This window comes from Bacteroides sp. 1001302B_160321_D4, assembly GCF_015667765.1.
GTDB classification, from domain to species: domain Bacteria; phylum Bacteroidota; class Bacteroidia; order Bacteroidales; family Bacteroidaceae; genus Bacteroides; species Bacteroides xylanisolvens.
Genome location: NZ_JADPLO010000051.1, coordinates 24,584 through 50,285, shown reverse-complemented (window position 1 = coordinate 50,285; position 25,702 = coordinate 24,584). Strand labels below are relative to the sequence as shown.

17 protein-coding genes are annotated in these 25,702 nt (G+C 43.5%); 15 read left to right on the top strand and 2 right to left on the bottom strand.

Features of this window, described 5'->3' with window-relative positions; translation table 11 throughout:
* Window positions 1-367 precede the first annotated feature (367 nt).
* The 4 genes from KFO40_RS18420 to KFO40_RS18405 all read left to right on the top strand — a co-directional run bounded on the left by KFO40_RS18420 (window position 368) and on the right by KFO40_RS18405 (window position 5,217).
* Window positions 368-1,321, top strand: a complete 954-nt coding sequence (locus KFO40_RS18420) for a tyrosine-type DNA invertase cluster 3b (protein ID WP_211146679.1) — start codon at window positions 368-370, stop codon at window positions 1,319-1,321.
* A gap of 414 nt (window positions 1,322-1,735) precedes the next feature.
* Window positions 1,736-2,485, top strand: a complete 750-nt coding sequence (locus tag KFO40_RS18415; RefSeq protein WP_004325599.1) for a YjbH domain-containing protein — start codon at window positions 1,736-1,738, stop codon at window positions 2,483-2,485.
* Between the two features lie 6 nt (window positions 2,486-2,491).
* The gene (locus tag KFO40_RS18410) at window positions 2,492-3,709 is read left to right on the top strand and encodes a hypothetical protein (RefSeq protein ID WP_211146678.1); all 1,218 of its coding nucleotides are present in this window, start codon (window positions 2,492-2,494) and stop codon (window positions 3,707-3,709) included.
* A gap of 47 nt (window positions 3,710-3,756) precedes the next feature.
* Window positions 3,757-5,217, top strand: a complete 1,461-nt coding sequence (locus KFO40_RS18405) for a carboxypeptidase-like regulatory domain-containing protein (RefSeq protein ID WP_211146677.1) — start codon at window positions 3,757-3,759, stop codon at window positions 5,215-5,217.
* Between the two features lie 397 nt (window positions 5,218-5,614).
* On the opposite strand, the gene KFO40_RS18400 is transcribed toward KFO40_RS18405, so the two are convergent.
* Window positions 5,615-7,831 carry a patatin-like phospholipase family protein gene (locus KFO40_RS18400; RefSeq protein ID WP_120143354.1) on the bottom strand — a complete coding sequence of 739 codons (2,217 nt, stop codon included), beginning with the start codon at window positions 7,829-7,831 and terminating at the stop codon, window positions 5,615-5,617.
* A gap of 271 nt (window positions 7,832-8,102) precedes the next feature.
* On the opposite strand from KFO40_RS18400, the gene KFO40_RS18395 reads away from it, so the two are divergent.
* From KFO40_RS18395 to KFO40_RS18350, 10 genes are all read left to right on the top strand, one after another.
* Window positions 8,103-9,359, top strand: coding sequence for an efflux RND transporter periplasmic adaptor subunit (locus KFO40_RS18395; protein WP_008021831.1), 1,257 nt, complete (start codon window positions 8,103-8,105; stop codon window positions 9,357-9,359).
* A 3-nt stretch (window positions 9,360-9,362) separates the two neighbouring features.
* Window positions 9,363-12,467, top strand: a complete 3,105-nt coding sequence (locus KFO40_RS18390) for an efflux RND transporter permease subunit (RefSeq protein ID WP_008643983.1) — start codon at window positions 9,363-9,365, stop codon at window positions 12,465-12,467.
* Entirely contained in the window at window positions 12,467-13,846 is a 1,380-nt protein-coding gene (locus tag KFO40_RS18385) for an efflux transporter outer membrane subunit (RefSeq protein WP_004314974.1), read from the top strand. The genes KFO40_RS18390 and KFO40_RS18385 overlap by 1 nt, the downstream gene beginning before the upstream one ends.
* Before the next feature lie 206 nt (window positions 13,847-14,052).
* Entirely contained in the window at window positions 14,053-15,699 is a 1,647-nt protein-coding gene (locus KFO40_RS18380) for a diphosphate--fructose-6-phosphate 1-phosphotransferase (protein WP_004314973.1), read from the top strand.
* Window positions 15,700-15,867: 168 nt separating this feature from the next.
* Entirely contained in the window at window positions 15,868-16,761 is an 894-nt protein-coding gene (locus KFO40_RS18375; RefSeq protein ID WP_004314972.1) for a glycoside hydrolase family 25 protein, read from the top strand.
* A 76-nt stretch (window positions 16,762-16,837) separates the two neighbouring features.
* Window positions 16,838-18,181 (top strand): dihydrolipoyl dehydrogenase, encoded by a 1,344-nt coding sequence (gene lpdA / locus KFO40_RS18370; protein WP_211146676.1) that lies wholly within the window; start codon window positions 16,838-16,840, stop codon window positions 18,179-18,181.
* Window positions 18,182-18,200: 19 nt separating this feature from the next.
* Window positions 18,201-18,923 carry a biotin/lipoate A/B protein ligase family protein gene (locus KFO40_RS18365; RefSeq protein ID WP_211146675.1) on the top strand — a complete coding sequence of 241 codons (723 nt, stop codon included), beginning with the start codon at window positions 18,201-18,203 and terminating at the stop codon, window positions 18,921-18,923.
* A gap of 109 nt (window positions 18,924-19,032) precedes the next feature.
* On the top strand, window positions 19,033-20,469 hold the full coding sequence (locus tag KFO40_RS18360) for a dihydrolipoamide acetyltransferase family protein (RefSeq protein ID WP_149941714.1): 1,437 nt from the start codon (window positions 19,033-19,035) through the stop codon (window positions 20,467-20,469).
* A 37-nt stretch (window positions 20,470-20,506) separates the two neighbouring features.
* The gene (locus KFO40_RS18355; protein WP_008774897.1) at window positions 20,507-22,543 is read left to right on the top strand and encodes a thiamine pyrophosphate-dependent enzyme; all 2,037 of its coding nucleotides are present in this window, start codon (window positions 20,507-20,509) and stop codon (window positions 22,541-22,543) included.
* Window positions 22,544-22,555: 12 nt separating this feature from the next.
* Window positions 22,556-23,062: a flavodoxin gene (locus tag KFO40_RS18350; RefSeq protein ID WP_004314967.1), complete on the top strand. Its 507-nt coding sequence runs from the start codon at window positions 22,556-22,558 to the stop codon at window positions 23,060-23,062.
* A 226-nt stretch (window positions 23,063-23,288) separates the two neighbouring features.
* Here KFO40_RS18350 and prmA read toward each other — a convergent pair whose 3' ends face one another.
* On the bottom strand, window positions 23,289-24,137 hold the full coding sequence (gene prmA, locus KFO40_RS18345; protein WP_074706057.1) for a 50S ribosomal protein L11 methyltransferase: 849 nt from the start codon (window positions 24,135-24,137) through the stop codon (window positions 23,289-23,291).
* Window positions 24,138-24,362: 225 nt separating this feature from the next.
* Here prmA and KFO40_RS18340 point away from each other — a divergent pair, with 225 nt between their 5' ends.
* Window positions 24,363-25,697 (top strand): hypothetical protein, encoded by a 1,335-nt coding sequence (locus KFO40_RS18340; protein ID WP_211146674.1) that lies wholly within the window; start codon window positions 24,363-24,365, stop codon window positions 25,695-25,697.
* Window positions 25,698-25,702: the final 5 nt, after the last annotated feature.

Here is a 25,702-nt window from a genome sequence, read left to right as displayed (position 1 = left end):
ACGCTCCAACTATTTATCAACTAGTGCATTACACGCGTTTGGTTGCAGGTGGCAGATGTTTTCATGTTTTTTCAACTTTATAGTAGGAGGATTACGCATCAAAATTAGGGTCACAACCGTAAGTCATAAAACAGATTCACCTCTGTGCCCTCTGTGTACTCTGTGGTGAAAACAGTGCAGACATGAATAAGATTCACTTCTGCGGCCTATATGGTGAATAAATTCAGAACGTTATAGGAAAGTAAAAGAATAACTTCCACGCGAGTGAAGGTTTTCTTTTACTTTTCTTTTTTTATAATAGCTGCAATCATAAAGTAGCTTACTTTTGTTCTTTCTCTATATATTGTATAATCTAAAATAACTAGTGATGCAAAAAATGAATAAAAATGGATTTAGCCAATGTGCCGGAGCGTACATTGAGCGTTTGCGAAAAGAAGGGCGATATTCTACCGCTCATGTTTATAAGAATGCTCTTTTTTCTTTTAGTAAGTTTTGTGGAACAGGTAACATATCGTTCAGGCAAGTCACCCGGGAGTGTTTACGATGCTATGGACAGCATCTTTACGGGTCCGGATTAAAGCTCAATACGGTTTCTACTTATATGCGTATGTTGCGTAGTATCTATAATCGGGGAGTAGAAGCGGGAAGTGCCCCTTATGTTCCCCGGTTGTTTCATGATGTCTATACAGGCGTGGATATCCGGCAAAAGAAAGCATTGCCTGTGACCGAATTGCACAAACTACTGTATGAGGACCCGAAATCCGAACGTTTGCGTCGTACGCAGACGATTGCAGCTCTGATGTTTCAGTTCTGTGGAATGTCATTCGCGGATTTGGCGCATTTGGAGAAATCGGCTTTAGACCGGAATGTGCTTCAATATAACCGTATCAAGACTAAAACACCTATAAGCCTGGAAATTCTGGAAAGTGCAAAAGAGATGGTGAATCAGCTTCGAAGCAATAAACCCGCTCTTCCTGATTGTCCCGACTATTTATTCGATATTCTGCATGGTGATAAGAAGCGGAAAGATGAAAAAGCATATAAAGAATATCAGTCTGCTCTTCGTCGTTTTAATAATTCTTTGAAGGATTTGGCGAGAGTGTTGCGCCTGGACTCACCCGTCACTTCATATACCTTCCGACATTCTTGGGCCACTACTGCCAAGTATCGCGGAGTTCCGGTTGAAATGATTAGTGAATCGCTGGGACACAAATCTATTAAAACCACACAAATATATCTGAAAGGCTTTGGATTAAGAGAACGCACAGAAGTAAATAGAAAGAATTTATCTTACGTTAAAAATTACAATGTAAGTAGGTAATAGATAGACAAAACTTTAATAATCAGTATTTAAATGTATCTGTTACTTCTTAGGTAACGGAATCAAATATGACGCAAAGATAGACAAAAATATAAATAGCAAACAAATATTCCCCCATTTTTTTTCGTTTTATCTGATGCATACGGCAAAAAAAAATCCGAACATGAAATAATCATATCTTCATGCCCTCTGATTTATATGTCCTGTCTTAAAAAGAATTTCCCCCTTCGCTAAAGGCAAAAACTCTTCTATCACTGTAATTGTCGATGTTTTTCTCTATTCTCATTCCGATTGGTCTTGGTTGTGTGTTTACTGTTACCTAAGAAGTAACAGAATTATATAAGGTAAAAATAGTGGATTAATCAAAAAAGTTTTGAGAATATCTCTATTTAAAAGTATAACATACAAATAAAGATGAAACAAACTAAAGCGGCTTTTAGGAATAAGCCATTTATTTCGTTAAAAGGTAGTATTCTATTTCTGATACTCATTCCGATGAGCGGTCTGGTTCACGCGCAATATTCCATGGGAACAACGGGGCAGTTGATGATACCTACCGCTGAAATGCAGGAGACCGGTACATTTATGGGAGGAGTCAATTTCTTACCCGAGCAAGTTACTCCATCGGTTTTCAGTTTTCCTACCATGAACTATTTTGTAGATATGACTCTTTTTTCTTTTATCGAATTCACTTACCGGATGACATTACTCAAAATGACAACCGGTACAGGCAGGACGGGTTATCATAATCAGGACCGTTCTAATACGATTCGTATTCGTCCGCTAAAAGAAAGTCGCTATTTCCCAGCTGTTGTGATTGGTGGAGATGATCTTTTGACGGAGAAGAAGACTCCGTATTGGGGAGCTTATTATGGTGTGTTGACAAAGACTATCGGGTTTCGTTCGGGAGACCAATTGGCTGTAACGGCCGGATGGTATATTCATCAAGGTGATTGTCGTGTATTTAATAAAGGACCTTTCGGAGGTGTCCGCTATACGCCTTCTTTTTGCAAAGAATTGAAGTTGATGGTGGAATATGATACGCGTGGATGGAATATGGGTGCTGCCATGCGCTTTTGGAAGCATTTGTCCGTCAATGTGTTTACTCGTGAATTTACATGTGTTTCCGCCGGTCTGCGGTATGAATGTACATTAATGCATTAAAAGAAGATGAAAAGGATTGTTAGTGTGACCGCTGTTTTTCTCTGTGGTATTTCTTTGTTACAGGCACAGCCTGTTCGTGTGAGTGAGACACTGAAAGAGTTGGATATGGAGAATATTTCAGTTGTGGAGAAAAGGGACACGATAACTGCGGCTTTTGAGACCTCTGCTTATAGAGGTATTTATAATGGAATCGGTATTGCCATACGCCATTTGGTTACTATACCGGAAATACCGACTTTGCAGCTACTTATATTAGATAATGCCTTACCACAATTATGCATAACCATCCCTGCAGAATTGATTCAAAAATATCAAGCCGGTGAATGTGCGTTGGATGAAGTGTATCGCAAGATGGGGATGACTACTTCTACCGAAACTGCTGTACGGCAGCTGAAAGGCGTAAAACGAAAAGAAAGTTCTTTCGGTAAGGTCGATTTGGTAGTATATCCCAACGTGATGTTAGTCAATAATGTAACTTATAAGTTGTATAAAGCGGCTCTCGAGTTGCAACCTGCCGTGGAAATGCAATTATGGAAAGGCGCCTCGCTACGGATGCAGGTTTCTTTGCCTATTGTAAGTAATGAAGATGGCAAGTGGAACTGCGTTCGCTTGGGATTCATGGCTTTGCGTCAGGATTTTCGCTTGGCTAATCATTGGAAAGGATACCTCACAGGCGGTAGCTTCTCCAATGACCGCCAGGGACTTGCAGCAGGCATCGGCTATTTTTCGGCAAATGGTCGGTGGACGGTAGAAGGTGGAGGAGGAATAACCGGTTCTGCTCATTTCTATGGTAGCGAATGGAAAATGAGTCAATGGAAAAGAGTCAATGGAAAAATTAGTGTAGGATATTATATACCGGAAGTGAATACCTTGGTAAAAGTAGAAGGAGATCGCTTTATTTATGGCGATTATGGAGTACGCGGAACTCTTTCACGCTACTTCGGCGAATATATTGTAGGTATATATGGTATGTATACAAATGGAGCAACGAATGCAGGATTCAACTTTTCTATTCCATTACCGGGAAAGAAACGCAAGCGACATCTGCTACGGGTAATGCTTCCCGAATATTTTGCTTTTCAGTATGATATGCGTAGCGGGAATGAATATGCCCATCGTTCGTTGGGCGAAAGTTATAGTGTTGAACCTAAGTCGGCAGAGAATTCACATTTCTGGCAGCCGGATTATATTCGATATTATTTGATTAAAACGAGTGAGAAGTGAAACATGATTGATATTTTAACTAGTATTTTTAACAAAATTGAAACATTATGAAAAGTGTAAAATGGTTTTATGTGGGTGCCATGGCAATAGCCTTGGGTATGTTAACTTTTGCGACAGTAGCCTGTCACGATGATGATGACGATCCGAAACCGGCAGAAGGGGAAGTAATTGAAACTCCAAAACCGGTAGTGGAGTATTACATTATGGGTACGGTGACTTCTGGAGGAAAAGCAATGAATGGGGTAAAGGTAAAAGTGGGTAGTAAAAATTACACAACCGACTCGAATGGTAAGTTCTCTGTTACAGAAAGTGCTACAGGTACTTATAGTATTGAAACGTCTTCTAATGGATATCTTTCACAGAAAACGTCAGTTGTCATTGCAGAGAATGCAGAGAATCGTAGTGTGGTAACGGTAGCTCTGGCTCTGACAAAGGAGAGTCGGAAAGAAACGGTGTCAGTAACTGCAGAAGAAGAAATTAAAGTAGAGGATAATAGTGAATCTAATACTACCATTGAAGATCCGGGAGAAGTTGCTCCGGAAGCAGTGGTAGAGGATAAACCACTCGTGAAAGTCGAATTGGCAATACCGGCAGGTGCAATTGATACAGAAGCTAGTGCAAGCCTTATTAGTGATGGGAATGTTGGCATTAGTGTAACAACCTTTGTTCCTGCTCCTGCAGAAGTGACTACTGAAGTGAAGGCTGAAGAAGTGAATAAAGATATACCTAAAAGCATCCCTTTAGCTGCTGCTAAATTTGAACCGTCTGGTTTGCAATTTGCAAAAAAGGTTACGATTTCTATTCCTAACCCTATCCCTGGAGTAACATTCGCTGATGCTGATATGATACTTACTTATCAGAATCCAGATACAGGAGAATGGGGAGATGCAAAAGATAATAAGGGAAATGTAATTAAAAATATATCTTCTACTACAGAAGGTGGAGCTGTCACTGCATATACAGCCGATGTCGATCACTTCTCTGCTTATGCAATAGAAAATAAAGTATACAGCAAGATTAGTAATGAAACTGTGACAACTAATATTCTAGGACAAGCTAGTCGTGATAATAGCGAGAATGCTAAAGCAGTGACTGGTATTGAACTGAAATATAAGGAAAAGTCTGGTTGGGACTATGATAAGAATGATGCTGGTCTTGTTGCTGAAGTTAAATCGCAATTAGGAGCTACTACTAGTGAGAGCGATACAAAAACGGTGAATGCAATGGTTGCTTTCATGAAAACTCGTATGTTCTCATTAATGGGATCGGTATCTGGCATTACGGAAACTGAACGTGTTTATAACACTGTAAATGTAAACGGATACACCACTATGAGTTATACTTGCTATGCAAAAGCGCGTACTACCACGTTGACGGCTAATGTAAAGTTTAATGGTCAAAACAAGACGGTTTCGATTACAGCAACTCGTTATACCGGAACGGAGCATCAATATAAGACGGTTACTTATAATCCGACACATAGCGGCGGTAAGGGTGGTAGTATTTAAGATGTTTTATAGTAAGGGGCTTGGATTCGTTTGTAGCATTGAATCCTTGCCTTAGCCGATTAGGAAAAAGTACAGAGGTACATCTTTACCTAATCGAAGCCATGCATCAGATTTTATTTTGATGCACATTTCCCTGAATATCAACTGTCTGTGAAGATCGTTGATATGATTTGAAACGATTCATTGAATCGATATGTAATATTTTTAATAAAACCCTTTTGAATATGTTCCTTTTTTAATAAACCCTTTGGGGCATGTTCATATAGAGTATAGAGGGAGGAGATCACTGTGAAGCGGTCTCCTCTTTTGCTTTTTGAAAATATTGTATTACGCGAAGTAGTATTGCTAAAATCTGTCTTCCTTGGAGTGTTATTATATTCTTTTTGACTAGATTTGACTAGAAGTAATACCCTAAATTCACAAAACAACTTCCTTTGTCCGTCTGATTGGAGTATCCCAACGATATTTCCAATGGTCCGAAGATGCTGTCCATTCCATAACCTGCACTAACACCGAATAATTGCTTGCCTTTCAATATATCGAAGAAATTACTATCCGTTAGCCCATAGTTACCCGTCAGTGTGAGATAATGAATGGCTCCCATACGTTGTCTGAACTTAATAGACGCAATCATGATGGTGTTATCCATCAATTCCAGATTGGTGACCCCGGCAAACGGTAATTGCTGTGGAATATAGAAACCGGGTACGTCACCGCCAATGGCATTTTGCAACGGATAAGGAAAATCTCTTCCGATCAGGATACGTCCATAAATGGAAGGAATGACGGAGAAACGGCGGGTCACAGGGATGACACTTGCCCACGAAGCATTCAATGCTGAAAATGGAGCGTGGTCGTTGTATTGTGCCATGTTATCCGTATAAAGCGAATAGGCAGCTCTGAAGTCACTTCCTTTAGAAGGGAAGCGTCCTTTATCATAAGTATTATATTGCACTTGGGCAAAATAACTTAGAAAATGTTCCGATTCCACTTTCAGATCGGAGATTTCAGGTTTCTTGAACAGGAAATCTTTGTACTTGTAGTATTCAAAACGCAGACCGAGTCCGAAGCGGAAATTCTTGTACCATACATCGGAGAAACCGAATTCTGCCAGATGATATTTATACGTTGTATTATAGGCACGGTCACCTTCCTCGTAAATGTTGATATCGTTGTATTGGAACATATACGAGAAGTTGAAATTACGTTGCTGCATGGGTTCCAGCGTATAGTCTATGCGGGCAGCATATCGTTTACCCAATCGACCGGTAAGAGCCAGGCGGGAAGGAATATGAGTTTTGAGGTCTGCCGTTGCATTCACCAACAAAGACGCGATTTCTTCCGAATCGAAACGGATGCCCAGATTGATTCTTCTTTCATATTTTTCCTGCAACAGGAAGTTGAGGTGATAACCTTCAGGAGTCTCTTTCAACGTATAGCTGGCACTGGAATAGGATTGGCTACCGCGTAATTGATACAAGGCCTGTTCTATTTGTTGAGTGGTAATGTCACTGTTTTCTTTCAGATTACATTTCTTCATCAGCCATTTTTTATCATCCACCTCTACACCGGAAAATGAGATGTCCGTCACATAAACTGTGCGTGCATTGGAAAGAGAAGAATAAGGGCCATGTTGCTTCGGAGTATAATCTTCGGCTATTCCTATCTTCTTTTTCAAGGCAAGCAACGAATTCCATTGTTCTTTAGCCGCTTCTTCGCCTCTTCGCATCAGAGTGTCGATGGCTGCCGGGGTAAAACTGGCAGATGAATATCCCTCCACATTGACACGGATATAAGTGTCTGTGAGGTCTACATTCTTTTCGTGGTTAGACTGGCAGGTGATGTCTACAATCTGCCCCAGAATATCGGGGACGCTGTTGAGCTTGTCAGCCTTCTTCAAAGCATTCTGCACGTCTACTCCGATAATAATATCGGCTCCCATGGCTTTTACAACATCTGCCGGATAGTTGTTTACAATGCCGCCGTCCACTAATACCATGCTGTCTTGCCGTACCGGAGTGAATACACCCGGAATAGCCATGCTGGCACGCATAGCGGTTGAGAGTATTCCGTCATGGAATACAATTTGCTCTCCATTGACAACATTGGCCGCTACACAGGCAAAAGGAATGGGAAGTTTATTGAAGTCGATAGAGTCATGATACCCCACAGTGAGGTCTGAAAATAGGTTAGCCAGATTTTGCCCTTTCATGAGTCCTCCAGTAGCAGCATCCTTGGGAGTTTTGGTGAAAGGGATAGAGACTGTATATTTTTCAGACCGCTCACGATCAGTCAATGACATGGCACTTCGTTTGATACGGTCGCTCAACAGGAATGTCCAATCTTGTTTTCGTACCATGCTGTCCAATTGTTCCGTAGTATAACCGATGGCATACAGACCACCTACGATAGCTCCCATACTGGTGCCGGCTATATAGTCAATAGGAATTCCGGCTTCCTCAATTACTTTCAGTGCTTTGATGTGTGCCATTCCTTTGGCACCGCCACCGCTTAGAACGACACCTACCTTTTTCCTTTGCTCTTGAGAATGCAAAGAAAAAGGCAATAAGATGCCAATTGATAAAACTAATGTTGAAAAGATTTGTTTTTTCATTAGGATGTGGTCTAGTGTTGATGTTTAATATAATACAAATGTAGAGCATAATTTGTTTAGTTGTTGAAATAGGAACTAAAAAAAATGTTCCAAAAGTCGGAAATGTGGATTTTTTCTACACCATACAGTGAATTTCCACACTTTCTGCAAAACGAAGAAATATCTAATGCTTTGATTTTAAGCAAATAATGCAGCTAACGCATTTTTGGTATATGAGTTGTAAATAAGGATATAGAACAAACATAAGTTAAATTAAATAATAAGATTCGATATGAGATTATTCTTTTCGAAACATGAGTTGAAACTGAGGAGAAAGAGAACCATTGCTGCTATTATATGTATGGTAGTTGTGTTGGGTGTGTACTGGATACTGACCCGACCTCAGAAGGCTGCGCCGGAAATGCCGACAGTCATTGTTGAACCGGTAGTGAAAGACGACGTAGAGATATACGGGGAATATGTGGGGCGTATTCGTGCCCAACAGTTCGTCGAGGTACGTGCCCGTGTGGAAGGTTATCTGGAAAATATGCTTTTTGCCGAAGGTACATATGTCAATAAGAATCAGGTTTTGTTTGTAATCAACCAGGACCAGTATCGTGCCAAAGCAGATAAAGCCAGAGCACAATTGAAAAAAGACGAAGCGCAGGCTTTGAAAGCGGAACGTGATTTAAAACGTATCCGTCCGTTGTTTGAACAGAACGCTGCAAGCCAGTTGGACTTGGATAATGCGGAAGCTGCATATGAAAGTGCCGAGGCAACGGTAGCCATGAGCGAGGCGGATTTGGCACAGGCTGAACTGGAATTGGGTTATACCATTGTTCGTTCGCCCTTATCGGGACACATTAGTGAAAGAAATGTGGACTTGGGTACATTAGTCGGTCCCGGAGGAAAATCATTGCTTGCTACCATTGTGAAGAGTGATACAGTGTTGGTGGATTTCAGTATGACAGCACTCGATTATTTGAAGAGTAAAGAAAGAAACATTAATTTGGGACAGCAGGATTCCACCCGTTCCTGGCAGCCGAATATTACCATTACATTGGCGGATAATACCGTCTATCCATTTAAAGGATATGTGGATTTTGCCGAACCGCAAGTCGATCCTCAAACCGGAACTTTCTCTGTACGTGCAGAAATGCCGAATCCGAAACAAGTATTGTTGCCGGGACAATTTACAAAGGTAAAGTTGTTGCTGGATGTTCGTGAAGGTGCACTGGTTGTTCCGATGAAAGCCGTTACCATCGAAAAGGGTGGAGCATATATTTATACCATGCGCAAAGATAATGCGGTAGAGAAACGTTTTATCGAATTAGGACCGGAAGTCGGGAATAATGTGGTGGTAGAAAGAGGACTGGCAGAAGGAGAAATGGTGGTTGTAGAAGGGTTCCATAAGTTGACTCCGGGCATGAAAGTACGGGTCAGTGATCCGGAAGCCGAAGCTGGGGACAGTATAACTACGACAAAAAATGAAGTGACCGGAGTAAAAGAAAACACTACCGGAACGAAGGATAACGCGAAAGGAGAATAAACGATGAAAGTTACTTTTTTTATAGATAGGCCGGTCTTCTCGGCTGTAATCTCCATCGTGATTGTGATTGTCGGCATTATTGGCCTGACGATGCTTCCGGTGGATCAATATCCGCAGATTACCCCTCCGGTGGTAAAGATCAGCGCATCCTATCCGGGTGCCAGCGCACTTACCGTGTCGCAGGCAGTAGCCACTCCGATTGAGCAGGAAATCAATGGTACGCCGGGTATGCTTTATATGGAATCAAACAGTTCTAACTCCGGAGGTTTTTCGGCAACGGTCACTTTTGACGTATCTGCCGATCCGGATTTGGCAGCCGTTGAGATTCAGAACCGTGTGAAACTGGCGGAATCCCGTCTGCCGGCGGAAGTCATTCAGAATGGTATTTCGGTAGAAAAACAGGCTCCCAGTCAGTTGATGACGCTTTGTTTGACTTCTACTGATCCGAAGTTCGACGAAATTTATTTGAGTAACTTTGCTACTATCAACGTGCTCGATGTAATTCGCCGTATTCCTGGGGTTGGACGTGTATCTAATATCGGTAGCCGCTATTATGCGATGCAGATATGGGCGCAACCCGATAAGTTGGCAAACTTTGGACTGACCGTGCAGGATTTACAGAATGCATTGAAGGATCAGAACCGTGAATCGGCAGCCGGTGTATTGGGGCAACAGCCGGTACAGGGACTGGATATTACCATTCCTATTACGACTCAAGGACGTTTGTCTACCGTAGGGCAGTTTGAAGATATTGTAGTGCGTGCCAATGCCAACGGATCTATTATCAGGTTGAAAGACGTGGCGCGTGTATCGTTGGAGGCTTCTTCTTATAACACGGAAAGTGGTATCAACGGCGAGAATGCCGCTGTGCTTGGCATTTATATGTTGCCGGGAGCAAATGCGATGGAAGTAGCCGAGAGGGTAAAAGAGGCTATGGATGAGATTAGCAAGAACTTTCCGGAAGGATTGAGCTATGAGATTCCGTTCGATATGACGACCTATATTTCCGAATCTATTCATGAAGTATATAAGACGTTGTTTGAAGCGTTGGTATTAGTTGTATTGGTGGTTTATCTATCCTTGCAGAGCTGGCGTGCAACGTTGATTCCGGTAGTGGCGGTGCCTATTTCATTGATCGGTACTTTCGGATTCATGTTGATTTTCGGTTTCTCGCTGAATATACTGACATTACTCGGATTGATTCTTGCCATCGGTATTGTTGTGGATGATGCGATTGTGGTGGTGGAAGGCGTAGAACATATCATGGAAACGGAACATCTAAGCCCATACGAAGCAACGAAGAAAGCGATGAACGGACTTGCTAGTGCTTTGATTGCCACATCACTGGTATTGGCGGCTGTGTTCGTTCCGGTTAGTTTTTTAAGTGGGATTACAGGGCAGTTGTATCGCCAGTTTACGGTGACGATTGTGGTGTCCGTACTTATTTCTACGGTAGTGGCTCTGACATTGAGCCCGGTGATGTGTTCATTGATTCTGAAGCCGGATAACGGAAAGAAAAAGAATATTGTTTTCCGGAAGATTAATGAATGGCTGGGCATCGGTAGCAATAAATATGTAGCTGCCGTGACTCGTACGATCAAGCATCCTCGCCGGGTTTTAAGTGCTTTTGGTATGGTGTTGATTGCTATCATGCTGATTCACCGTATTATTCCGACCAGTTTCTTGCCTGTGGAAGACCAGGGATATTTCAAAATTGAATTGGAACTGCCGGAAGGAGCTACTTTGGAACGTACCCGTATCGTAACAGAACGTGCCATTGCTTATTTGGAGAAGAATCCATATATCGAATATATACAGAACGTAACGGGAAGTAGTCCGCGTGTTGGAAGTAACCAGGGACGTGCTGAACTGACGGTGATCCTGAAACCTTGGGAAGAGCGGAAGAACACCACTATTGAGAAGATTATGGATACGGTGGAAAAACATTTGAGGGAATATCCCGAATGTAAAGTCTATCTGTCCACTCCTCCGGTTATTCCGGGACTGGGTAGCTCGGGAGGTTTTGAAATGCAATTGGAAGCCCGTGGAGAAGCCACTTTCGATAATTTGGTAGACGCGGCAGATACATTAATGTACTACGCATCCAAGCGCAAAGAGCTGGCTGGTCTGTCATCTTCTTTGCAGTCGGAAATACCACAACTCTATTTCGATGTAGACCGTGACAAAGTAAAGATGCTGGGTGTGCCACTGGCTGATGTGTTCTCTACCATGAAGGCTTATACCGGTTCGGTGTATGTGAACGACTTTAATATGTTCAACCGTATATATAAGGTTTACATTCAGGCGGAAGCTCCTTACCGGGAACACAAAGACAATATCAATCTGTTCTTCGTGAAAGCCTCCAATGGAGCGATGGTACCGTTGACTTCTTTAGGAAATGCCTCCTATACCACAGGACCGGGAAGCATTAAACGTTTCAATATGTTTACTACGGCCGTTATCCGTGGAGCAGCTGCACAGGGATATAGTTCCGGACAGGCGATGGAGATCATGGAACAGATTGCCCGTGACCATCTACCCGATAATATTGGGCTGGAATGGAGTGGTCTTTCTTATCAGGAGAAGCAGGCGGGAGGTCAGACAGGCATGGTGATGGCATTGGTATTCCTGTTCGTTTTCCTTTTCCTTGCTGCGCAATACGAAAGTTGGACAGTTCCTATTGCCGTATTGCTTTCTTTACCTGTTGCCGCTTTGGGAGCCTATTTAGGAGTCTGGGTTTGCGGATTGGAGAATGATGTCTATTTCCAGATTGGTCTGGTAATGTTGGTGGGACTTGCCGCCAAGAACGCGATTTTGATTGTAGAGTTTGCAAAAGTACAGGTAGATAAAGGTGAAGACCTGGTGCAGTCGGCTATTTACGCGGCCAAATTGCGTTTCCGTCCGATTCTGATGACTTCTCTCGCATTCGTACTCGGTATGCTTCCGATGGTATTGGCAAGCGGTCCGGGGTCGGCAAGCCGGCAGGCAATCGGTACAGGTGTATTTTTCGGAATGATATTTGCCATTGTATTCGGTATCATTCTTGTGCCGTTCTTCTTTGTGATGGTGTATAAAACAAAGTCGAAAATTTTAAAACATAAGAAATAATGAAACGAAAGAAACTATATATTGCTATCCTGTTACTTGCCGGGGTCTTGACTTCCTGCAAGGTAGGGAAAAGCTATGTCCGCCCTGATCTTCATTTGCCCGACAGCTTGGAAAGAGCGCAAGACTCGATCAGCTTCGGCGATCAGGACTGGAGGGATATTTATACGGATGCTACCTTGAGAAGCCTGATTGAACGTGCACTGGATCACAACAAGGATATGTTGATTGCCGCTGCCCGTGTGAAAGAAATGGCAGCACAGAAACGTATTTCCACCGCTGCGTTACTTCCGGATATCAAAGGAAAAGTAACGGCAGAACGTGAACTCGAAAATCATGGAGGAGATGCTTTCAAGAGATCAGAGACCTTTGAAGCACAATTTCTCGTTTCATGGGAACTTGATCTTTGGGGAAATCTGCGTTGGGCACGTTCGGCCAGTATTGCCGAGTATCTGCAATCTATCGAGGCACAACGCGCATTGCGGATGACGATTGTTGCTGAAGTGGCACAGGCTTACTATGAATTGGTTGCTTTAGATACAGAACTGGACATTGTAAAGCAAACATTGAAAGCCCGTGAAGAAGGAGTACGTTTGGCGCGTATCCGGTTTGCCGGCGGATTGACTTCCGAGACTTCTTATCGACAGGCGCAGGTGGAGTTGGCACGTACGGCAACTTTGGTTCCTGACCTCGAACGTAAAATCTCCCTGAAAGAAAACGATATTGCCTATCTTGCGGGTGAATATCCTAATAAGATAGCCCGTTCCCGTTTGCTTCAGGAATTCAACTCTCCGGAAACACTTCCTGTTGGATTGCCGTCTACATTATTGGAACGTCGTCCCGACATCCGTCAGGCAGAGCAGAAATTGATTGCTGCCAATGCGAAAGTGGGAGTGGCCTATACAAATATGTTCCCGCGTCTTGCCCTGACAGGTGGTTTCGGTAGTGAAAGTACTTCTTTGTCGGAACTTCTGAAATCTCCATACGCAGTGATGGAAGGAGCTTTGCTGACTCCGATTTTTGGCTGGGGAAAGAACCGTGCGGCATTAAAAGCCAAAAAGGCAGCTTATGAGGCTGAAGTACATAGTTATGAAAAAGCCGTACTGGAAGCTTTCAAGGAAACACGTAATGCAATTGTCAATTTCAACAAGATCAAAGAAGTGTATGAACTTCGTGCCAATTTGGAACGTTCGGCCAAGAGCTACATGGACCTGGCACAACTGCAATACATCAATGGAGTTATTAATTATCTGGACGTATTGGATGCCCAACGTGGATATTTTGATGCACAGATTGGGTTGAGTAATGCTATCCGTGACGAGTTGATTGCGGTAGTTCAACTCTATAAGGCTCTTGGTGGAGGCTGGGAACAAAATCCCTAGAATTATCATATCGATTCACTCATTGAAGAAAACGTAAAGGTTATCTCCCACACCGGGAGGTAGCCTTAATTTTTCTTTCTTCTTCTTTTTGTCTTAAAAACAACAACAGAAGAATTTTCATAATTCGGAAAAAAGTGCGAAATTTGCAACGCTTTTCAAGTTTGACAAGAAACTTACTAACACCTTTAAATAAAAAATTAAAGAAAATGACTAAAAGTGCATTGCAAATCGCAAGGGCTGCTTACCAGCCCAAACTTCCGAAAGCATTGGCATCAGGAGCTGTTAAGGCTGTAGCAGGTGCTGCTACTCAATCTGTAGCCGATCAGGAAGCTATCAAAGCATTATTCCCGAACACGTATGGAATGCCGTTGATTACATTCGAAGCTGGTGAAGCTGTTGCTCTTCCCGCTATGAACGTAGGTGTAATTCTTTCCGGTGGTCAGGCTCCGGGCGGACACAATGTAATCTCCGGTTTGTTCGACGGTATCAAGAAATTGAACCCGGAAAACAAATTATATGGTTTTATTCTGGGTCCTGGTGGTCTGGTAGATCACAATTATATGGAACTGACTGCTGATATTATCGACGAATACCGTAACACAGGTGGTTTCGATATCATCGGTTCCGGACGTACGAAGCTGGAAGCAGAAAGCCAATTCGAAAAGGGATATGAAATCATCAAAGAACTTGGCATCAAAGCATTGGTTATCATTGGTGGTGACGACTCTAACACAAACGCTTGTGTCTTGGCTGAATACTATGCAGCTAAGAACTACGGTGTACAGGTAATCGGTTGCCCGAAAACAATCGACGGTGACTTGAAGAACGATATGATTGAAACTTCTTTCGGTTTCGATACAGCATGTAAGACTTATGCAGAAGTAATCGGTAACATCCAACGTGACTGTAACTCTGCACGTAAATACTGGCACTTCATCAAGTTGATGGGTCGTTCGGCTTCTCACATCGCACTGGAATGTGCTTTACAGGTACAGCCTAACGTATGTATCGTTTCTGAAGAAGTAGAAGCTAAAGATATGTCTTTGGACGATGTAGTGACTTACATCGCTAAAGTGGTAGCTGATCGTGCCGCACAAGGAAACAACTTCGGTACTGTATTGATTCCGGAAGGATTGGTAGAATTCATTCCTGCCATGAAACGCCTGATTGCTGAATTGAACGACTTCCTGGCTGCTAATGCTGAAGAATTCGGTCAGATTAAGAAATCTCACCAACGTGATTATATCATCCGCAAACTTTCTCCGGAAAACTCTGCTATCTACGCAAGTCTGCCGGAAGGTGTTGCCCGTCAGTTGACTTTGGATCGTGACCCGCACGGAAACGTTCAGGTATCACTGATCGAAACAGAAAAGCTGTTGTCTGAAATGGTAGCTACCAAATTGGCTTCATGGAAAGAAGCAGGCAAGTATGTTGGTAAATTTGCTGCTCAACACCACTTCTTCGGTTATGAAGGACGTTGTGCTGCTCCGTCAAACTTTGACGCTGACTATTGCTACTCTCTGGGTTACACAGCCTCTATGTTGATTGCTAACGGTAAGACTGGTTATATGTCTTCTGTACGCAACACAACTGCTCCTGCTGCTGAATGGATTGCTGGTGGTGTGCCTATCACTATGATGATGAACATGGAACGTCGCCACGGTGAAATGAAACCGGTTATTCAGAAAGCATTGGTGAAACTGGATGGTGCTCCTTTCAAGGCATTTGCTGCGCAACGTGATCGTTGGGCTATCGAAACGGATTATGTATATCCGGGTCCGATCCAGTACTTCGGTCCTACAGAAGTTTGCGACCAGGCAACTAAGACTTTGCAGCTGGAACAAGCTAAATAAATACACTTCAGAGCAGTTGTTGATGTAACAGTTGCAATAACAGCTGCAATGAAAGATTCTTTCAGGCACGGATTACACGGACTACACGGTTTATAAGAAATAACTAAAAAACCGTGTTAATTCGCGTAATCCGTGCCTATCTCTAAAAACATTGATCGTTTAAAGTAAATGCCGCAACGCAACAACCCGATGTCTGCCGTACAGAAGAAAAGAACTGTTTCCACTACCAAGAAAAAGGGAACGACCTCTTCTTCCAAAACTTCCCGTACCTCAAAAAAGGAACAGATGAAGCATCGAACTGTGATGCCTGTCTGGATTCGTAACATTTTGGCAGTGGTGATTGTCGGTTGTTTTTCCGTTGTATTCTACTATTTCTTTATCCGTCCTTATGCTTATCGATGGAAACCTTGTCATGGTTTAAAGGAATACGGAGTTTGTATCCCTGACGGATATGATATTCATGGTATTGACATTTCTCATTACCAGGGAAAGATTGACTGGAAAAGACTGTTGCAGAATAAAGAAACGGCTACTCCTTTGCATTTCGTTTTTATGAAAGCTACAGAAGGAGGAGACCATAACGATACTACCTTTGAGGCGAACTTCGCCAATGCCCGTAACCATGGATTTATCCGTGGTGCTTATCATTTTTATATTCCTGGTACGGATGCTTTGAAACAGGCGGACTTCTTTATTCGTACGGTGAAACTGGACACGGGTGATTTACCTCCCGTACTTGATGTGGAAGTGACCGGGCGGAAGGAAAAAAAGGAATTGCAGCAAGGCATTAAACGCTGGCTGGACCGGGTGGAATCTCATTATGGAGTGAAACCTATTCTTTATACTTCTTATAAATTTAAAACCCGTTATCTGGACGATTCCATCTTCAATACATACCCTTACTGGATTGCCCATTATTATGTTGACTCTGTAAAGTATCAGGGGAAATGGGACTTTTGGCAACATACTGATGTAGGAAGTGTTCCCGGCATCAAAGAAGACGTAGACCTGAACGTGTTCAATGGCTCGTTAGAAGAACTTAAAAAGCTGACAATTAAATAACAGGTATTTCTTTTCCCAACAACTTATCTCTTCTCTCATTTGTTATAATTGTATTATTACTAAAAAAGATACGATTATGAACTTTGATATAGCTATTATTGGTGGTGGTCCTGCCGGCTACACAGCTGCCGAACGGGCAGGGGCCAACGGATTAAAAGCCGTTCTTTTTGAGAAAAAGGCAATGGGGGGAGTATGTCTCAATGAGGGGTGTATTCCTACTAAAACTTTGTTATATTCTGCTAAAATACTGGATAGCATTAAAAGTGCTTCCAAATATGGCGTTTCTGCCGAATCTCCTTCGTTCGATTTATCCAAGATTATGAGCCGCAAAGACAAAACAGTGAAAATGTTGACGGGTGGCGTGAAGATGACTGTGAATTCTTACGGAGTGACGATCGTGGAGAAAGAAGCTTTTATAGAGGGAGAGAAAGAGGGGATGATCCGCATCACCTGTGATGGAGAAAACTATTCCGTGAAATACTTGCTGGTATGTACCGGCTCCGATACAGTGATTCCTCCCATACCGGGATTGTCGGGAGTCAGTTATTGGACTTCCAAGGAGGCGTTGGAGATAAAAGAACTTCCCAAGACGCTGGTTATTATTGGCGGTGGAGTGATCGGGATGGAATTTGCTTCTTTCTTCAACAGTATGGGAGTAAAGGTGCATGTGGTAGAAATGATGCCGGAGATTTTGGGAGCGATGGATAAGGAAACGAGCGGCATGCTTCGCGCCGAATATGCCAAACGGGGAGTCACTTTCTATTTGAATACGAAAGTAGTGGAAGTGAACGCTCATGGAGTCGTGATAGAAAAAGAAGGCAAAGTTTCCGCTATTGAAGCGGAGAAAATCTTGCTTAGTGTAGGCCGTAAGGCAAATTTATCCAGAGTGGGGCTGGACAAGCTGAATATAGAATTGCATCGGAACGGGGTCAAAGTAGATGAACATCTGTTGACTTCGCATCCCCGTGTATATGCTTGTGGGGATATTACAGGTTATTCTTTATTGGCACATACCGCTATTCGTGAAGCGGAAGTCGCTATCAATCATATCTTGGGAGTGGAAGACCGGATAAATTACGATTGTGTTCCGGGAGTTGTTTATACCAATCCCGAAGTGGCGGGCGTAGGAAAGACAGAAGAAGAACTGATAAAATCAGGACTTTCTTACCGTGTATCCAAATTACCGATGGCTTATTCCGGTCGGTTCGTAGCCGAGAATGAACAGGGAAACGGCCTTTGTAAGTTGATTCAGGATGAAGAAGGGAAGATCATCGGTTGCCACATATTGGGAAATCCGGCGTCGGAACTCATAGTGATCGCAGGTATTGCTATTCAGAGAGGCTATACGGTGGAAGAATTTCAGAAGACTGTATTCCCGCATCCTACGGTCGGAGAGATTTATCACGAGATTATGTTTTAACTCTTATTCTGTCTGACCTATGATTCGATGTATCTATAGTCCGTTTACTGATATTTACTTTCACTTGGCTGCAGAAGAATATCTGTTGAAGCAGGGAAATGAAGACATTTTCATGCTTTGGCAGGACACTCCTTCTGTGGTAATAGGGAAGCATCAGCGGTTACGGTCGGAAGTCGATCAGGAATGGGCGGAACGGGAGCAGGTACATATTGCCCGTCGTTTTTCCGGTGGAGGAACAGTGTACCATGATTTGGGCAATGTCAATCTGACTTTTATAGAAACGACTCCCCGCTTGCCGGAGTTTGTCACGTATTTGCAGCGGACGTTGGATTTCCTGAACTCTATGGGACTGATGGCAACAGGAGGCGAACGATTGGGGATTTATCTGAATGGATTGAAAATATCAGGAAGTGCGCAATGCCTGTACAAGGATCGGGTATTGTATCATTGCACGCTATTGTATGATACGGACCTTACAGCGTTGCATCAAGCATTGAATCCGGAACCGATGGTCGATGATGAAATGTTGTCGTCTGTATATGCTGTTCCTTCTGTTCGGAGTGAGGTGACCAATATCCGCAGGCATTTGTCGGCGGGGACTGTCACTGATTTCAAAGAAAAGGCTTTTCAGTATTTCAGTAAGTCGCAATCTGTCAGTGCTTTCACTAAGGAGGAGATAGAAGCTGTCGATCAGCTCCGGGAAGAGAAATATATTCAGAAAGAGTGGATATATAGCCGTTGATGTACAGTTTGTGCCGATTGGCATCCGGTTAAATTTTACTTAACTTAAAACTTTCTATTTCAGCCCATTGTTGTAATATATCTAAGGTTGAATAATAAATTTACTGTCTATGTCAAAATTCGAAATAAAAATGCCTAAGTTGGGCGAGAGTATAACCGAAGGGACCATTGTCTCTTGGTCTGTAAAGGTGGGTGACATGATTCAGGAAGACGATGTGCTTTTTGAAGTGAATACTGCTAAAGTAAGTGCAGAAATCCCTTCTCCCGTAGCGGGAAAAGTGGTAGAGATTTTATATAAGGAAGGTGACACGGTTGCTGTAGGAATAGTAGTTGCTATTATTGATTTGGATGGCGAAGAATCATCCGGTACGGAGCCGGCAAGCGAAGGTGCCACAAACGAAGGAGCTGATGCCAGTCAGGTTGCCGCTGATGTTTCCGGAATATCACAATCAGCAGCAGACATTGCTAAGAGTCAATCAGTGAATACTGCATCAACCCCCGTTGATACATCCAAACCCGTTGCTGTTGAGGAAGAACGTTGGTATTCTCCTGTTGTGATTCAGTTGGCGCGGGAGGCTAAGATTCCGAAAGAAGAGTTGGATACTATACAAGGTACGGGTTATGAAGGGCGATTGAGTAAGAAAGATATAAAAGACTATATTGAAAAGAAGAAAAGAGGCGATATGGCTGAACCGAAGCCGACCTCTGCTGTTGCTGCTCCGGCTGCAAACAAACCGTCGGTGGTTGTTGCTCCCGAACCGATAACTCCGAAAACGTCTCCGGCTGCATCTGCCCCTGCTGCACAGTCGGCTGCTACTTCATCCAAATCGTCTGCTCCTGTTGCCATGCCTGGAGTTGAAGTGAAAGAGATGGATCGTGTCCGCCGGATTATTGCCGATCACATGGTTATGTCTAAGAAAGTATCTCCTCATGTAACTAATGTGGTAGAAGTAGACGTCACTAAGCTGGTGCGTTGGCGCGAAAAGAACAAAGATGCTTTCTTCCGTCGCGAAGGAGTGAAGTTGACTTATATGCCTGTGATAACCGAGGCCGTAGCGAAAGCATTGGCAGCCTATCCTCAAGTGAATGTGTCAGTAGACGGATATAATATCCTCTTTAAGAAACATATCAATGTAGGTATTGCCGTCTCTCTGAATGATGGAAATCTGATTGTGCCTGTGGTGCATGACGCCGACCATTTGAATCTGAATGGCCTGGCAGTTGCCATTGACTCTTTAGCCCTGAAAGCAAGGGATAATAAATTAATGCCGGAAGATATTGATGGCGGTACATTTACCATTACCAATTTCGGAACGTTCAAGAGCCTATTCGGTACACCGATAATTAATCAGCCGCAGGTTGCTATTTTGGGAGTAGGATATATTGAAAAGAAACCTGCTGTGATAGAAACACCGGAAGGCGATACGATTGCCATCCGCCATAAAATGTATCTGTCTTTGTCTTACGACCATCGGGTAGTAGACGGAATGTTGGGAGGTAACTTCCTCCACTTTATAGCCGACTACCTCGAAAACTGGCAAGGCTGATAACTGATTGTTTCACTCATTAAGAACTTCATTCACTATGAAAAAGAAATATGATATAAAAACGACAGATGTAGAAACCCTGAAAAAGTGGTATCATCTGATGACATTGGGGCGTGCTTTGGATGAAAAAGCACCGTCATACCTGCTACAATCCTTGGGTTGGTCTTATCATGCTCCTTACGCGGGGCATGATGGTATTCAGCTTGCCATCGGTCAGGTATTCACTTTGGGCGAAGACTTCCTGTTTCCTTACTACCGCGATATGCTGACTGTACTTTCTGCCGGAATGACTCCGGAAGAAATCATCCTGAACGGTATCTCGAAAGCGACAGACCCGGGCAGCGGCGGACGTCACATGTCGAACCATTTCGCCAAACCGGAATGGCACATCGAAAACATTTCTTCTGCAACGGGTACACACGACCTTCATGCGGCAGGTGTGGCACGGGCAATGGTATATTATGGACATAAAGGAGTCGCCATCACTTCTCACGGAGAATCTGCCACTTCCGAAGGCTTTGTCTATGAGGCTATCAATGGCGCCAGCCTTGAACGTCTTCCTGTTATTTTTGTGATTCAGGACAACGGATATGGAATCTCTGTCCCTAAATCGGAACAGACAGCCAACCGCAAAGTTGCCGAGAATTTCTCCGGTTTCAAGAACCTGAAGATCATCTATTGCAATGGAAAAGATGTGTTCGACTCGATGAATGCCATGACCGAAGCTCACGAATATGCAAGGGAAACCCGTAACCCGGTGATTGTGCAGGCCAACTGTGTTCGTATCGGTTCCCATTCCAACTCGGATAAACATACCCTGTACCGGGATGAGAACGAACTGGAATACGTAAAAGATGCCGATCCGCTAATGAAATTCCGCCGGATGTTGTTGCGTTACAAACGCCTGACAGAAGAAGAGTTGCAACAGATCGAAGCTGACGCAAAGAAAGAACTGTCGGCTGCCAACCGAAAAGCGTTGGCTGCTCCCGATCCTGATCCTAAGAGCATCTACGATTTTGTGATGCCCGAACCTTATCAACCCCAGAAGTACAAAGAAGGTACTCATGAAGCAGAGGGCGAAAAGACCTTCCTGGTAAATGCCATTAACGAGACATTGAAAGCCGAATTCCGCTACAATCCCGATACGTTTATCTGGGGACAGGACGTAGCAAACAGAGAGAAAGGCGGCGTGTTTAATGTCACCAAAGGGATGCAGCAGGAATTCGGCGAAGCCCGTGTGTTCAGTGCGCCGATTGCCGAAGATTATATTGTAGGCACCGCTAACGGAATGAGCCGCTTTGATCCTAAAATCCATGTCGTGATAGAGGGAGCGGAGTTTGCCGATTACTTCTGGCCTGCCGTAGAACAATATGTAGAATGTACGCATGAGTATTGGCGCAGCAATGGTAAGTTTGCCCCGAATATAACGCTGCGGTTGGCTTCCGGAGGTTATATCGGTGGAGGGCTGTATCACTCTCAAAATATAGAAGGAGCTTTGACTACATTGCCGGGAGCACGAATTGTCTGCCCTTCTTTTGCCGATGATGCAGCCGGATTGTTGCGTACTAGTATGCGCTCTAAGGGATTTACTTTGTTTCTTGAACCGAAAGCTTTGTATAATTCGGTAGAAGCCGCCACTGTGGTGCCGGAAGACTTTGAAGTACCTTTCGGAAAAGCACGTATCCGCCGTGAGGGTACGGATTTGAGTATTATCACATACGGAAATACGACCCATTTCTGTCTGCATGCCGCCGAACGATTGGAGAAAGAGGGTGGTTGGAAAGTAGAAGTGATCGATATTCGTTCTCTGATTCCGCTGGATAAAGAGGCAATATTTGAATCGGTCAAGAAGACCAGCAAAGCATTGGTTGTACATGAAGATAAAGTATTCTCCGGTTTTGGTGCGGAGCTTGCAGCAATGATTGGTGAGGAAATGTTCCGTTATCTCGACGGACCGGTGCAGCGTGTCGGTTCTACGTTTACTCCCGTCGGTTTCAATCCGATACTGGAAAAAGAAATTTTGCCGGACGAAGCTAAGATATACGAAGCTGCACGGAAATTATTGGAATATTAAAAGAGAAGAATTATGAAAAAGATAGGTTTGTTTTATGCTACCAAAGCCGAAAGAACGAGTTGGGTGGCAGAGAAAATACAGAAAGAGTTTGGTGAAGACAAGATAGAAGTAGTGCCTATCGAGCAGGCCTGGCAGAATGATTTTGCTGCTTATGACTGCTTCATTGTGGGTGCTTCCACCTGGTTTGACGGGGAACTTCCTACTTATTGGGACGAACTGTTGCCGGAACTCCGGACAATGAAATTGAAAGGTAAGAAGGTTGCTATCTTCGGTTTGGGAGATCAGATACGCTATCCGGAGAATTTTGCGGATGGAATCGGTTTGCTGGCAGAAGTCTTTGAAGGGGATGAGGCTACCTTGGTCGGTTTTACTTCTTCCGAGGGTTACACTTTCGAACGTTCCAAGGCTTTACGTGGCGAGCAGTGGTGCGGGTTGGTTGTCGATTTGGATAATCAGTCCGAACAGGCGGAAAAGAAAATCAAAGCATGGTGCCAACAAGTCAAAAAAGAGTTCGCGTAACGACTTTATTTCTCTTTATAAGATAGTGACGCTATCCGATGCAAATAGTGACGGTATATGCTATGGATAGCGTCACTATCCCAAGCGTATACCGTCACTATTTTTTTTCTGCATTAATCTGGAGCCTTACGCTTGTTTATAGCGCATATCGACTGCGATTTTTGCTTGCTTCCTTATATCTCTTAATGATAAGGGAGCTTTCTCTTTTAAAGATATTTGTTGGCTCTTATCCTTTATAAATAAATTTCACTTCTGCCCAACGATTCTTCTCTTTATAATGAACGAAAGTCAGCCCGTTCTTCTCCGCTTCTTCGCGGATGGCGGCAATGTCGTCTATATAAAATCCACTCATATAGAGTTCGGAATTCGTATGCATACAGGCAACATATTGCTTCATATCATTTAGTAATATATTCCGGTTGATGTTGGCAATGATAACGTCGAAAGGTCCTTTTCCTACAAGCGACGAGGCATCTCCTTCTGATACGGCAATATCGTCTACGTGGTTCAATTCGATGTTTTCGATGGAGTTTCGTACGCACCATTCATCAATGTCGATGGCCGTACAGGGACGTGCGCCCCGCATACGTGCGAGGATGGCGAGAATCGAAGTTCCGCAGCCCATATCGAGCAGGGATTTATCTTTCAGTTCGCTGTCCAATAATTCTTCAATGATGAGGCTGGTAGTCTCGTGGTGTCCTGTTCCGAAGGCCATTTGAGGATTGATGACGATGTCATATTCCGCTTTGGGGACATCTTGGTGGAAAGTGCTGTGGATCACACATCGGTTTCCGATAATGATAGGTTGGAAGAAATTCTTTTCCCATTCCTCGTTCCAGTCCTTATCTTCCGCTTCGGTATATGTATAAGTAATATCCGTATCGGGTAGGGGGAACTCGTTGATGGCAATCTTGATGGCGTTTTCATCACACAATGTCTGTTGGATATATGCGGTCAGTCCGCCTTCACACTCAACAAAACTTTCAAATCCGACTTCACCCAGTATGGCAGCCAGTACGTCATTGACGGTTTCGGTACAAGGCTGGGTGCGGAATGTGAACTCAAAATACTTCATAGTTGTTTTTAATGCTGGTGAATAATGTGCAAAGATACAGCAATCCGGGTATAGAAAGTCAAGTTTGCCTGAACTTTATGCCGGTGAGCGTTGTATCTTCTACAAAGATAGTTAGAAATAGGGATTTCCCTATTATCCTTTGGGGAAAATCTCCCCCGGACGAAAAATCTCTTCCTTATCTTTGTAACGTGAATAAGTTTAAGTAATTACATAAACCGAGATGATATGAAAAAGATTGTTTATTTCTTGCTATTTGCCTTGTGCCTTCCGATAGGTATCTTTGCACAAAGCGTTGATGACGACCTTTACTTCGTACCTTCTAAAGAGAAACAGGAGAAGAAAGAAACTCCAGTTAAGAAGGAACCGAAGAAACAGGTGACGACTAACATCTATACTTCACCGGGTACTACAGTGGTTGTTCAGGACCGTAAGGGAAGAACACGGGATGTGGATGAATATAACCGCCGTTACGATGCACGTGAAAATGAATTCGTAATGGATAATGATACCTTATATATAAAGGAAAAATCTAATCCGGATTTGGACGGAGAATGGGTGACGGGCGAATTCAATGGTACAACAGACGACTATGAATACGCTGAACGTATCATCCGTTTCCGCAATCCGCGTTTCGCTATCAGTATCAGCAGTCCGTTGTATTGGGATGTAGTTTACGGTCCGAATTCATGGGACTGGAACGTATATACCGATGGTATGTATGCTTATGCATTCCCGACGTTCAGTAACCCGCTTTGGTGGGATTGGCGTTATGGCTCTTACGGCTGGGGATGGAACTATGGCTGGGGATGGAATCGTCCTTATTACTCTTGGGGATATTACCCCGGTTATTGGGGCGGCGGCTACTGGGGTGGCTGGTATGGCGGCGGATATTGGGGACATCATCACCACTGGCACGGTGGTCCTAGCTGGGGCTGGGGCGGAGGTGGAAGACCTTATTATGCCGGACGTAGTGTGATTAATGGTAATAATCGTTCCTATTATTCTGGTTCGAGAAATTATAATTCTACTTCTTACAGAAGAGGTGTCGGTTCATCAACTACCAGACCAGCTAATTCTTCTGTTGGACAAAGTGTTCGCCGTTCAGGTAGTACAGGTACAAATAGCAGAGTTGTAGGTACTCGCGATTATACTCGTAGCGGTAGCAATAGCTCTGTTCGTTCAGGAAGTTCATACTCTCGTAGAAATACAGAAACGTATACACGTCCAAGCAGTACACGTACTTCTGGTACTAGTACACGCAATTCTGGTTCCTCTTATAATAGAAGTAATAGTTCGACGCGAAGTTCCGGAACAAATAGTAGCCGTAGCAGTAGTAGCTATTCACGTGGAAGTTCCACTTCTCCATCAAGAAGTTATACGCCTGACAGATCATCATCCCGCTCTTCTAATTCAGGTAGTTATTCAAGAAGTAGTGGAAGTAGCTATTCATCAGGTAGTAGCGGTAGTTATTCTCGTAGTTCTGGCAGCAGTGGCAGTTCTTCACGTAGTAGCGGCGGTGGTGGTTCTTCACGTAGTTCTGGTGGTAGCTATAGAAGATAGTTTAT